General features: G+C 73.9%; 12 protein-coding genes. 8 read left to right on the forward strand and 4 right to left on the reverse strand.

The genetic code is table 11. The features are described 5' to 3' along the window. Window positions 1-185: 185 nt before the first annotated feature. From ACFRQN_RS01940 to ACFRQN_RS01950, 3 genes are read right to left on the reverse strand one after another with little or no spacing between them, the layout of a single operon-like run. Window positions 186-851, reverse strand: a complete 666-nt coding sequence (locus tag ACFRQN_RS01940) for a hypothetical protein (protein WP_380737503.1) — start codon at window positions 849-851, stop codon at window positions 186-188. Window positions 852-897: 46 nt separating this feature from the next. Further along, on the reverse strand, window positions 898-1,308 hold the full coding sequence (locus ACFRQN_RS01945; RefSeq protein WP_380737505.1) for a hypothetical protein: 411 nt from the start codon (window positions 1,306-1,308) through the stop codon (window positions 898-900). Further along, window positions 1,305-1,727: a hypothetical protein gene (locus ACFRQN_RS01950; protein ID WP_380737507.1), complete on the reverse strand. Its 423-nt coding sequence runs from the start codon at window positions 1,725-1,727 to the stop codon at window positions 1,305-1,307. The genes ACFRQN_RS01945 and ACFRQN_RS01950 overlap by 4 nt, the downstream gene beginning before the upstream one ends. Window positions 1,728-2,081: 354 nt before the next feature. Here ACFRQN_RS01950 and ACFRQN_RS01955 point away from each other — a divergent pair, with 354 nt between their 5' ends. The 5 genes from ACFRQN_RS01955 to fahA all read left to right on the forward strand — a co-directional run bounded on the left by ACFRQN_RS01955 (window position 2,082) and on the right by fahA (window position 8,361). Then, window positions 2,082-3,446: a phosphoribosyltransferase family protein gene (locus tag ACFRQN_RS01955; RefSeq protein ID WP_380737509.1), complete on the forward strand. Its 1,365-nt coding sequence runs from the start codon at window positions 2,082-2,084 to the stop codon at window positions 3,444-3,446. A 229-nt stretch (window positions 3,447-3,675) separates the two neighbouring features. Continuing rightward, window positions 3,676-4,890 (forward strand): 4-hydroxyphenylpyruvate dioxygenase, encoded by a 1,215-nt coding sequence (gene hppD / locus ACFRQN_RS01960; RefSeq protein ID WP_049659944.1) that lies wholly within the window; start codon window positions 3,676-3,678, stop codon window positions 4,888-4,890. A 140-nt stretch (window positions 4,891-5,030) separates the two neighbouring features. Continuing rightward, window positions 5,031-6,233 carry a homogentisate 1,2-dioxygenase gene (locus ACFRQN_RS01965; protein ID WP_380737511.1) on the forward strand — a complete coding sequence of 401 codons (1,203 nt, stop codon included), beginning with the start codon at window positions 5,031-5,033 and terminating at the stop codon, window positions 6,231-6,233. After that, window positions 6,230-7,141, forward strand: coding sequence for a hypothetical protein (locus ACFRQN_RS01970; RefSeq protein ID WP_380737513.1), 912 nt, complete (start codon window positions 6,230-6,232; stop codon window positions 7,139-7,141). Before ACFRQN_RS01965 ends, ACFRQN_RS01970 begins: the two co-directional genes overlap by 4 nt. After that, window positions 7,138-8,361 (forward strand): fumarylacetoacetase, encoded by a 1,224-nt coding sequence (gene fahA, locus ACFRQN_RS01975; protein WP_380737515.1) that lies wholly within the window; start codon window positions 7,138-7,140, stop codon window positions 8,359-8,361. The genes ACFRQN_RS01970 and fahA overlap by 4 nt, the downstream gene beginning before the upstream one ends. Before the next feature lie 97 nt (window positions 8,362-8,458). Here the strand turns inward: fahA and ACFRQN_RS01980 are convergent, their stop codons facing one another. Continuing rightward, window positions 8,459-9,229 (reverse strand): SDR family oxidoreductase, encoded by a 771-nt coding sequence (locus ACFRQN_RS01980; protein ID WP_380737517.1) that lies wholly within the window; start codon window positions 9,227-9,229, stop codon window positions 8,459-8,461. 101 nt (window positions 9,230-9,330) lie between these two features. On the opposite strand from ACFRQN_RS01980, the gene ACFRQN_RS01985 reads away from it, so the two are divergent. The 3 genes from ACFRQN_RS01985 (at window position 9,331) to ACFRQN_RS01995 (ending at window position 11,943) form a co-directional block, all read left to right on the forward strand. Beyond that, window positions 9,331-9,984, forward strand: a complete 654-nt coding sequence (locus tag ACFRQN_RS01985; RefSeq protein ID WP_380737519.1) for a TetR/AcrR family transcriptional regulator — start codon at window positions 9,331-9,333, stop codon at window positions 9,982-9,984. A gap of 148 nt (window positions 9,985-10,132) precedes the next feature. Further along, window positions 10,133-11,227, forward strand: coding sequence for an enoyl-CoA hydratase/isomerase family protein (locus ACFRQN_RS01990; protein WP_380737521.1), 1,095 nt, complete (start codon window positions 10,133-10,135; stop codon window positions 11,225-11,227). Window positions 11,228-11,277: 50 nt separating this feature from the next. Continuing rightward, complete coding sequence (locus ACFRQN_RS01995; protein WP_049652728.1) at window positions 11,278-11,943, forward strand: GntR family transcriptional regulator; 666 nt, start codon at window positions 11,278-11,280, stop codon at window positions 11,941-11,943. The last annotated feature ends 32 nt before the right edge of the window (window positions 11,944-11,975 follow it).

Here is an 11,975-nt window from a genome sequence, read left to right on the forward strand (position 1 = left end):
TGACTTTCCGTGACGTGCGCGTGAAGCCCTCCGCGTGTCGGCCCGCCGGTCGCCGCACCCGACGGCGACGGACGGGCGACGGGCGGGCGGGCAGACGGATAACAGATGACAGTCGACAGCTGACAGATTTTGAACTCTGTCAGCTGTCGACTGTCATCTCGCCGCGGCCTCCCGGCCTCGCGCCCTCACCCCTGCGGATCGGCCTGCCCCGAGCGCATGGGCCTGCTGTCCCACTCCGGCCCCAGGGCGGCGCCAGGGGTGCCGACGCGGCCCAGGACGGCGGTGACCGGTCCGCGGCGGCCGGCCCGGAGGCCGTACCGCTCCCCCGCCCGGACGTAGACCAAGTCGCCGGGGAGCAACGGCACTTCACCGAGCTCGCCGAGGAAGGAGGAGGCTCCGGAGAGGACCACCAGGAAGGCGTCGGCGGCCCGGTCCGCGTACGGTCCGCAGACACCGACCGGGTCGAGCCGTACGGTGCCCACCTCCACCTGCCGCCAGCTCGGGGCGGGAGCGGAGCCCGACCGCTGGGCCGGGATGACGGCCCGGGGCGGGGTGGGACGGACGGTGAGCACGGCGGTCGGCGCGCCGCGGACGGCGGTGAGCCGGTAGGAGGTGCCGGGCCGGTGGTGCAGCGCCTCGCCCGGGGAGAGGATCCGGCCGGCCGCGAGCAGCCGACCGGAGAGCACCACCGTCACCGATTCGACAGATTCGTAAGGGAGTTGCTCGACCCGGACGCCCGGCGGCAGCGCCTCGACGGTGAGTCCGGCGCGGACGGCCGGCCGCTGCTCGGGGTCGATCAGCCGCTGGAACGCGGGCGCGGTGCGGGGGACGGCAGCGGGGACGAGTATCACGAGGGGTCTCCTCGGATCGAGGACTGGCAGGACCCGTCGGGGCCGGTCAGGGCCGGTCGCGGCGGGTGGCTCGGCGGCGGGCCGGGGCGGCCCGGGCGCCGGCGGTGTGCCGGGGGACGGCGAGGGTCAGGCAGAGCAGTTCCGCCCCGAGCGGTCCGGCTTCGAGGTGCAGCATGCAGCCGCGGTGGGCCATCAGCAGGTCCCCCGCGGAGGCCAAGTGGTCGGTCTCCTCGGAGAGTTGCCCGACGACGGCGGCTCCGCGCAGCACGTGCAGGACGGTCTCGGTGTCGGGCCGACCCGCGAGCACGTGGTGGGCGCCGGGGCTCAGCCGCAGGTGGTCGAAGGTCTCGCAGGCACTGGCGAGCATCGGGCGCCGGGCGAGGGAGCGGATCCGTACCCGCTCGCCGTTCGGGCCGATGACGACCATGGCCGCGCCGGTGTCGGTGGTGACGATCACCTGGGGTCACCTACTTCGGAGGAGGGCGGGACGGCGAGGACGGCGTGGAAGTACTCCAGTCCGGCCGTGCCGGCGGTCAGCACGGTCCGCGATCCGAGCGGCAGCACGATCGCGGTGCCCTCGACCAGCGGCAGGCCAGCCTCGGCACGCTCCGGATGGTCCTGGCGGTCCTGGTGGTCCGGCTGGTTCGGCTGGTTCGGCTGGTTCGGCTGGTTCGGGTGCACGGCGCCCTCGGGCAGTTCGGCGAGACCGGAGCCGGCGGTGACGTAGAGCGCGTGCTCGACGCCGTCGGCGGCCACCTCGGTGCGCCGGCCCGGGTCGAGCCGTTGCAGGCCGACGCCGCGCAGCGGCCCGGCGAGCAGGCGGCCGGGGTCGACGGCGCCTCGGCGGCGCAGGTCGGTGATCACGGTGCCCGACATGGCGGGCGCTCCTTCCGGTCGCGGGCGGGCGCTGCGGTCCGCCTCTGTGATCCACCGTGCGCCGCCCGCTGTCCCGGCCACACGGGGGTGTCGTCCCGTCCGGCTCCCAGCCCGATCCCACCCGGGATCCCGGCCCCGTCCCGGCCGGATCCCGCTCCGGTCCCGCCCCGGTCGCGCCAGGGTCCTGCCCTGGTCGCACCACGGTCGCGCCCCCGGTCCGGTCGCGGCTCCCGATCCCGCGCACCGCCCTCCGCACGCACCCCGGGAACCCCGTCCGCGCGCACCCCGGGAGCCCCCGTCCGCGACCGCCCCGAGCCGCCCGGAACGACGTACGGTGGAACCGGAGGCCGTGTCATGCACGTCACCGGAACCCACTTCACCCGCTTCGCCGACCGCACCGAGGCGGGCCGTCGGCTGGCCGCCCGGCTCGGCCACCTGGCCGGCCCCGACACCGTGATCGTGGCGCTGCCGAGGGGCGGCGTGCCGGTGGCCGCCGAGGTCGCCGCGGCGCTCGGCGCACCGCTGGACATCTGCGTGATCCGCAAGCTCGGCGTGCCGTACCAGCCCGAGCTGGGCATGGGGGCGATCGGCGAGGACGGCGTCCGGGTGCTGAACGAGCAGGTGATCCGGTTCTCCTCGGTCACGGACGGCCAACTGGCCGAGGTGGAACGGCGCGAGCGCACCGAGCTGGCGCGCCGGGCCCGCCGCTACCGGGGTGACCGGCCGCCCGCCGACCTGCGCGGACGGACGGTGGTCGTGGTGGACGACGGCATCGCCACCGGGTCCACCGCCCGGGCGGCCTGCCGGATCGTCCGGGAGCGCGGCGCGGCCCGGGTGGTGCTCGCGGTGCCGGTCGCGCCCGCGGACTGGGCCGAGCGTCTCGACGAGGTCGCCGACGAGCTGGTCTGCGTCGACACGCCGTCCCCGTTCTACGCGATCGGCGAGTTCTACGCCGACTTCTCGCAGACCGAGGACGAGGAGGTGCTGCGGCTGCTGGCCGAGGCCGCCCGTGGCGACCCGCCCGGGGCCTCCGCCGGGGTCGACCGGGAGCTGCTGCTGCCCGTCACCGGGGTCCGCCTCGCGGGCCGGCTGACCGTCCCGGTCGGCGCGCGCGGAGTCGTCGTCTTCGCGCACGGCAGCGGCAGCGGCCGGCACAGCCCGCGCAACCGGCACGTCGCCGAGTACCTGAACCGCACCGGGCTGGCCACGCTGCTGTTCGACCTGCTCACCGAGGCCGAGGAGCCCGACCGGCGGAACGTGTTCGACGTGGCGCTGCTGGGCGGCCGGCTGACGGCCGTCGCCCGGCGGCTGGGCCCGGCGGAGGGCGGCCCGGACGCCACCGTGCCCGAGACCCGGGGCCTGCCGCTCGGCCTGTTCGGTGCCAGCACCGGCGCCGCGGCCGCGCTGCACACCGCCGCCGAACTGGGCCCGGCGGTACGCGCTGTGGTCTCCCGGGGCGGCCGCCCGGACCTCGCCGCGCCCGACACCCTGGCCCGGGTCCGCGCCCCGACGCTGCTCGTCGTCGGGTCGCTGGACCCCACCGTGCTCGACCTCAACCGGCGGGCCCGGAGCCGACTGCGCTGCGAGACCGGGCTCGCGGTGGTGCCGCACGCGAGCCACCTGTTCGAGGAGCCGGGGACCCTGGACCGGGTCGCCGAGCTGGCCGCGGACTGGTTCCTCCGCCACCTCCCGCGCCCCGTCGGCCCCGGGAGCGCGTGACCGTCCCATTGCGCAGACTTCGTGCTTCACCCCCGGCGAGCAGCGCATTTTGCGCAGCTGACAGCGGGAATTTCTGATCAGCTTGTACACATTGAGCAGTCAAAATCCGACCTGTTGCCCAACCACCCCGACAGGAGCAAGCTCTCCGCAACCACACCGCCCACCCGTTCGGTGCGGTCGCGATCCAGCGGAAGCCTCGACGGCGAGGCCCGAAGTGGAGGAACGAGCGATGACCCCGCAGTCCCACGCCCTTGAGTTGACCCCCGAGGAGCGCGAGGCCGGTCTTGACGCCGACCAGCTGCGCCGCCTCGTCGGCCTCGTCGAGCACGACGCCGCCGCCGACCCCTTCCCGGTGACGGCCCAGGACGCGGTCGTCTTCGTGGTCGGCAACGCCACCCAGACGGCGCAGTTCTACCAGGTCGTCTTCGGCATGGAGCTGGTCGCCTACTCCGGCCCGGAGACCGGCCGCCGCGACCGCAAGGCGTACGTGCTCCGCTCCGGCTCCTGCCGCTTCGTGATCAAGGGCGGCGTCCAGCCGGACAGCCCGCTGCTGGACCACCACCGCCGCCACGGCGACGGCGTCGTCGACCTCGCCCTGGAGGTCCCGGACGTCGACAAGTGCATCGAGCACGCCCGCGCGACCGGCGCCACCGTGCTGGAGGAGCCGAACGACGTCTCGGACGAGAACGGCACCGTGCGCCGCGCGGCCATCGCCACCTACGGGGAGACCCGCCACACCCTGATCGACCGCTCCCGCTACCACGGCCCGTACCTGCCGGGCTACGTCGTCGCGGAGAGCCGGGTCACCCACCCGGAGGGCTCGCCCAAGCGCCTCTTCCAGGCCCTCGACCACGCCGTCGGCAACGTCGAGCTGGGCCGGATGGACGAGTGGGTGGCGTTCTACAACCGCGTCATGGGCTTCGTGAACATGGCCGAGTTCGTCGGCGACGACATCGCCACCGACTACTCCGCGCTGATGTCCAAGGTCGTCGCCAGCGGCAACCACCGGGTGAAGTTCCCGCTCAACGAGCCGGCCATCGCCAAGAAGAAGTCCCAGATCGACGAGTACCTGGAGTTCTACACCGGCCCCGGCTGCCAGCACATGGCGCTCGCCACCAACGACATCCTCACCACCGTGGACGTGCTGCGGGCACGCGGCGTGGAGTTCCTCTCCACCCCGGACTCCTACTACGACGACCCGGAGCTGCGCGCGCGGATCGGCAAGGTCCGGGTGCCGGTCGAGGAGCTGAAGAAGCGCGGCATCCTGGTCGACCGCGACGAGGACGGCTACCTGCTGCAGATCTTCACCAAGCCGATCGGCGACCGCCCCACCGTCTTCTACGAGTTCATCGAGCGGCACGGTTCGCTCGGCTTCGGCAAGGGCAACTTCAAGGCGCTCTTCGAGTCCATCGAGCGCGAGCAGGACCGACGCGGCAACCTGTGAGCGTCCGAGGGCTCTGACGGGCCCCGACGAGCTCTGTAGAAGCCCGGACGGACCCTGACAAGGGTCTGTCCGGGCCCTGACAGGCTCTGGCAGGCTCTGACGAACGGATCTCTGCCGAACGGTCGAGGAGGACCACGGAGATGGCGTACTACCGGCAGCTGGGAAACATCCCGCCCAAGCGGCACACCCAGCACCGCACCCCCGAAGGCGGGCTGTACTACGAGGAGTTGATGGGCGAGGAGGGGTTCTCCTCGGACTCCTCACTGCTCTACCACCGGGGCATCCCCTCGGCGGTGGTCAACGCGGTGCCGTGGGAGCTGCCGGACCAGTCCACGGTGCCCAACCACCCCCTCCTCCCCCGCCACCTCAAGCTGCACGAGCTGTTCGCGGACCAGGACTGGAAGTCCGCGGACGTCGTCGGCAGCCGCCGGCTCGTCCTCGGCAACGGCGACGTGCGGATCTCGTACGTCGCCGCCGGGGCCCCGAGCGAGCTCTACCGCAACGGGCTCGGCGACGAGTGCGTGTACGTGGAGTCCGGCTCCGGCACGGTCGAGACGGTGTTCGGCTCGATCGAGGTCGGGCAGGGCGACTACGTAGTCATCCCCCGTGCCACCACCCACCGTTGGGTGCCGGCCGGGGACGAGCCGCTGCGCGCGTACTGCATCGAGGCGAACAGCCACATCACCCCGGTCAAGCGCTACCTGTCCAAGTACGGGCAGCTGCTGGAGCACGCGCCGTACTGCGAGCGGGACTTCCGCGGACCGGTCGGCCCGCTGGTCGTGGACGCCCCCGGGGACGTCGACGTGCTGGTCAAGCACCGCGGCCCGAACGGGATCGCGGGCACCCGCTACACCGTGCCGCACCACCCGTTCGACGTGGTCGGCTGGGACGGCTGCCTGTACCCGTACGCGTTCAACATCAAGGACTTCGAGCCGATCACCGGCCGGATCCACCAGCCGCCGCCGGCCCACCAGGTCTTCGAGGGCAACGGCTTCGTGATCTGCAACTTCGTCCCGCGCAAGGTGGACTACCACCCGCTGGCGATCCCGGTGCCGTACTACCACGCCAACGTGGACAGCGACGAGGTCATGTTCTACTGCGGCGGCGACTACGCGGCCCGCAAGGGCTCCGGCATCGGCCAGGGCTCGATCTCGCTGCACCCGGGCGGGCACACCCACGGGCCGCAGCCGGGGGCGTACGAGCGCAGCATCGGCGCGGAGTTCTTCGACGAGCTGGCCGTCATGGTGGACACCTTCCGCCCGCTGGAGCTCGGCGAGGGCGGCCGGGCCACCGAGGACGCCAACTACGCCTGGACCTGGGCCGGTCGGGGGCCCGGGCGATGAACGCGCTGCCTTCGGGGGGTGTGATCCCCGAGCTGTTCCGCGGACTGTTCGACGACGCGGCGGTGTTCCCGCCCGGGAACCTGCCGGTCGCCGAGGCGGTGCCCGCGCACCGGGCGCACCGTGCGGCCTGGTACGCCGAGGCGGTCGGGCCCTTCCTCTGCGGGGCCGGCCGACTGGGCGAGCTGGCCGCGGCGGTCTCGGCCGGCGCGGTTCCGGGCGCCGCGGAGGCGGACGACTCGGTGGTGGCGGGCGACCGGCCGCTCAAGGTCGGGCTGGTGCTGCCGGGGGGCAGCATCGAGCTCGCCCCGGCGCTCGCCGCCGCCGCACCGTTCGAGCTGGCCGGCGTCGAGCTGGCCACCCGGGACGCCGCCGAGGCGGTGGCCGCGCTGGACCGGCTGCTGCCCCCGGACGTCCCCGCCGCCGTCGAACTCCCGCGCGAACTGCTGCGCGGGGACGGGCTGGACGCCGTCCTGGACGTGCTGGTGGACAGCCCGTACCGGGCGAAGTTCCGCACCGGCGGGCTGGTCGCCGAGGCCTTCCCGGACGAGGACGAACTGGCCGCCTTCCTCACCGGCTGCGCGCAGCGCGGACTGCCGTACAAGTGCACGGCCGGGCTGCACAACGCCGTCCGGCACACCGACCCGGAGACCGGCTTCGAGCACCACGGCTTCCTGAACGTGCTGCTGGCCGCGCAGGAGACCGACCGGGCCGCCGCGGCGGCGGTGCTGGCGGAGCGCGACGGCGAGGTGCTGGCCAAGGCGGCACGCGCACTGACGGACCATCAGATCGTGGTGATCCGCAACTCGTTCACCGCGTTCGGCACCTGTAGCATCGCCGAGCCCCTGGGTGACCTGGCCGCGCTCGGCCTGCTGTCGTCGCCCAGTCCACTGCACCAGGAGGACCGTTGAGCACCACCCCCAGCAGCTGGCTCGCCAGCGCCCAGGACTCGCCGTTCGGCGTGCACAACCTGCCGTACGGCGTCTTCACCGCCGCCGACCAGCCCGGGCGGCGCCGGATCGGCGTGCGCGTCGGGGACTTCGTGCTGGACGCCGGGGCGGCCGCCCGCGCGGCCGGAGCGCCGTCGGTGCTGCTGGACGCGGACTCGCTCAACCCGCTGATGGCGGCGGGGCGCCCGGTCTGGAGCCGGGTGCGGGCGGACCTCACCACCTGGCTCACCGACGAGTCCTTCCGCGAGGCCCTGTCGCCGGCGCTGCTGCCGGCCGACGAGGTGGAGCTGCACCTGCCGTTCGAGGTCGCCGACTACGTCGACTTCTACGCCTCCGAGCACCACGCCACCAACCTGGGCCGGATCTTCCGCCCGGGCTCGGAGCCGCTCACCCCCAACTGGAAGCACCTGCCGATCGGTTACCACGGGCGGGCGGGCACGGTCGTGGTCTCCGGCACGCCGGTGGTGCGGCCGTCCGGGCAGCGCAAGGCGCCCGCCGACGCCGCACCGACCTTCGGGCCGTCCCGCCGGCTCGACATCGAGGCCGAGGTCGGCTTCGTCGTCGGCACGCCGTCGGAGCTGGGCCGGCCGGTCGCGCTGGACGACTTCCGCGAGCACGTGTTCGGCGTCTGCCTGCTCAACGACTGGTCGGCGCGCGACATCCAGGCCTGGGAGTACGTGCCGCTCGGCCCCTTCCTCGGCAAGTCCTTCGCGACCTCCATCTCGCCGTGGATCGTGCCGCTGGACGCCCTGGACCACGCCCGGGTCACGCCGCCGGAGCGCGACGTCGAGCCGCTGGCGTACCTGGACGACCGGGGCGGCGAGCCGTGGGGCCTGGACCTGGCGATGGAGGTCCGGCTGAACGGGCACCAGGTCTCCCGGCCGCCGTTCGCCACCATGTACTGGACGGCGCAGCAGCAGCTGACCCACATGACGGTCAACGGCGCCTCGCTGCGCACCGGCGACCTGTTCGCCTCGGGGACGGTCAGCGGGGCGGAGCGGGACACCCGGGGCGCGCTGATCGAGCTGACCTGGAACGGCGAGGAGCCGCTGAAGCTCCCGGACGGGACGACCCGGACGTTCCTCGAGGACGGCGACGAGGTGACCATCACCGCCACGGCGCCCGGGCCGGACGGCGCCGTGATCGGGTTCGGCGAGGTCACCGGGCGCGTGCGGGGCTGAGGGCTCACGACCGACGGATGACAGATGACAGCTGACAGATTTCATCATCTGTCAGCTGTCATCTGTTATCTGTCAGCCCACCGCCGGCGGCTCCCGCCTACAGCCGCGAGCCGCCGGTGGCGTCGACCACGCGCCCCGTCATCCACCGCGCGTCGTCCGAGGCGATGAAGGCGACGACGTCCGCGATGTCCTCCGGCGCCCCGACCCGGCCGAGCGCGGCGACCGAGGCCGCCCACGCCCGCGCCTCCGGATCGCCCAGGAACTCCGCATTGAGGTCGGTGTCGATGATCCCGGGCGCCACGGAGTTGACGGTGATCCCGCGCGGCCCGAGCTGCTGGGCGAGGTTGAGCGAGAAGGTGTCCAGCGCACCCTTGGTGGCGCCGTAGGCCATGATCTCCGGCATGGCGAGCCGGGCCAGGCCGCTGGAGATGTTGATGATCCGGCCGCCGTCACGCAGTCGCTCCAGCCCGTGCTTGACGATGAAGAACGGTGCGCGGACGTTGACCGCGAAGACCTCGTCGAACTCCTCCTCGGTCAGGCCGGCGAGGTCGGAGCTGCGCCCGATCCCGGCGTTGTTCACGATGATGTCGACACCCCCGGCCGGCGCGTACTCGCCTATCCGCGCGTCGAAGGCCTCCCACAGCGCGACGGCATCGCCGTGCCGCCCGAGCGCGGCGGGCAGCGCGAAGGCCCGCCCGCCGTCCGCCCGAATGCCCGCCACCACCTCCTCCGCCGCCACCGCATCGCGGGCGTAGCCGACGGCGACGGTGGCGCCGTCCCGCCCGAGCCGGCGGGCGATGGCCCGGCCGATCCCCCTGCTGCCCCCCGTGACCAGTGCCGTCTTGCCCTGAAGCCTGTCCGCGCCCATGTCCGAGCCCCCTCCTGTTTGCACTCAACGCATTTCTTGAGCGATCGCTCAAAAAATACGCTAGCACACACTTCTTGAGTGAGTGCTCTAAAATTCAGCGCATGACAGAGGCGCACGCGGCGACAACGGCATCCCCGGACGGGCCCACCGGCCCGCCGCGCACTCCCCGTCGCGGACGCCCGCCGGCCTTCGACCGCGCCGAGGCCCTGGCCGCGGCCACCCGGCTGTTCTGGCAGCACGGCTACGAGGCCACCTCCGTCACCGACCTCACCACCGCCATGGGCATCCGCCCCGGCAGCCTGTACGCGGCCTTCGGTGACAAGCGGTCGCTGTTCGAGGAGGTGGTCCGCCAGTACGGCCACTCCCCCGCCGGCGAGTTCGCGGCCATCGCGCTGGCGGAGGAGCCCACCGCGTACGGCGCCTTCGCCCGCATCCTGCGCGAGGCCGCCGCCGTCTACGCCGACCCGTCGCATCCGGCCGGCTGCCTGGTGATCTCCGCCGCCACCAATGTGACCCAGCAGGACGCCGTCATCCAGGACCAGCTGCGCGAGCGACGCAACGGGAACCTGCGCACCTTCGAGGAGCGGCTGCGCCGGGCACAGCAGGACGGCGAACTGCCACCGGAGGCCGACCCGAAGGGGCTGGCCGGCTACTTCGGTGCGGTCCTCCAGGGCATGTCCCAGCAGGCCCGCGACGGCGCCACCCCCGCCGACCTGGCCCGCACCGCCGAACTCGCCCTGCGCGCCTGGCCGTAGCGCCTCCCGCGCACCGCGGAGCGCCCCTGGAGCGCCCGTCGGAAACATGATCGCCGGGCGAGTGATCACAACGGGCGCCCGCCCCGGTACGGTGGACGGCGGGAATCGGCATCGCCGACGACAGCACCGAGGAACGGGAGCGGGCCCGATGAACGCAGAGGTGGCGGAGGTCCAGGCGTTCCTGGACGGCGGCGTCGGACGGCTCGTGCTGAACCGCCCCCGGGCGCTCAACTCGCTGACCCACGGCATGGTCACCGCCCTGCGCGCCACCCTGGACGACTGGGCCGCGGACGACCGGATACGCGCCGTCGTGCTGACCGGCGCGGGCGAGCGCGGCCTGTGCGCGGGCGGCGACATCCGCGCGATGCACGACGACGCCAAGGCGGGCGGGGCCGGCACCCGGGCGTTCTTCCGCGACGAGTACCGGCTGAACGCGCTGATCGCCCGCTACCCGAAGCCGTACGTCGCGGTCATGGACGGCATCACCATGGGCGGCGGCGTCGGCGTGTCCGCCCACGGCGCGGTGCGGATCGTCACCGAGCGGTCCACCGTCGCGATGCCCGAGACCCGGATCGGGATCGCCCCGGACGTCGGCGGCAGTCGGCTGCTCGCCCACGCCCCGGGCGAGTTGGGCACCCACCTCGGGCTCAGCGCGGCCTCGATGGGCCCGGGCGACGCCCTGCTGTGCGGATTCGCGGACCACTTCGTGCCCTCGCGGCGCATCCCGGACCTGCTCGACGCCCTGGGCCGGAGCACCGCCACGGCGCCCGACAGCACCACAACCGGCACCACCGCCGTCGCCTCCGCCGTCGCGGCCGTCGTCGCCGCGCACGCCGAGCCCGCGCCGCCCGCCGCACTGGCCGCCCAGCGCCCCTGGATCGACGCCTGCTACGCGGCCGACACGGTCGAGGAGATCGTCGACCGGCTACTGAACTCCGGTGCCCCGGAGGCGAAGGAGGCCGCCGAGGCCGTCCTGGCGAACTCCCCCACCGCCGTGAAGACCACCCTGGCCGCGCTGCGCCGCGCCCGTACACTCCCCTCGCTGGAGGCCGTGCTCGACCAGGAGTACCGGATCTCCTGCGCCGCGCTGGAGGGCCACGACATGGTCGAGGGCGTCCGCGCGCAGGTGATCGACAAGGACCGCAACCCCCGGTGGAAGCCCGGCACGCTCGCCGAGGTGACGGAGGCGGACGTCGCCCGCTTCCTCGCCCCGCGCGTGGGCGACGAACTGGGCCTGGCCTGAGCCCCACCCCTTCCCCCGCCCCACCTCCACCGGCACACCTGGAGCCCGCCATGAACCACCCGGTCCCGCCGCCGACTCCGGCCGGGGGCACCGACCCGCTGTCCCGGGTGCCGCTGGGCGAGCAGGTGCGCGGGCTGCTGCTGGAGGGCCTGCTGAACGGCCGCTGGCAGCCCGGGGACCGGATCGTCGAGCGGCGCCTGGCCGCCGAGTTGAACGTCAGCCAGGCGCCGGTCCGCGAGGCGCTGCGCGCGCTCCAGACCCTCGGGCTGCTCGACGCCGAGCCCAACCGGGGCGTGCGGGTGCGCGAGATCGGACCGGCCGAGCTGCGCGAGGTCTACCAGGTGCGGGCCGCGCTGGAGCGGCTGGCCGCCGAGTCGGCGGTGGTCCGGCTGGCCGGGGACACCACCGCGCTGGAGCGGCACGCCGAGCGGATGGCGGCGGCCGCGGCGGCGGGCGACGCCCTCGGCCAGGCCCGGCACGGGGTGGCCTTCCACCGCGAGATCGTCGCCGCCTCCGGCAACGGGACGCTGCTGCGGGCCTGGGAGGGCCTCGGGGTCGAGGTGTGGACGGTGCTGTCGCTGCACCGGGTCCGGCCGGAGCTGCACGAGAACGCCGCCGACCACCGGCCGCTGATCGAGGCCTTCCGGCGGCAGGACCCGGCGGTCGGCCGGCTGCTGGCCGAGCACGTCCTGGAGTACGCCCGGCACTCCGACTGAGCCGCTCGGGCCGGGGTTGCCCTTCCGCATAA

The sequence above is a fragment of the Kitasatospora sp. NPDC056800 genome (assembly GCF_042789775.1).
GTDB lineage: Bacteria > Actinomycetota > Actinomycetes > Streptomycetales > Streptomycetaceae > Kitasatospora.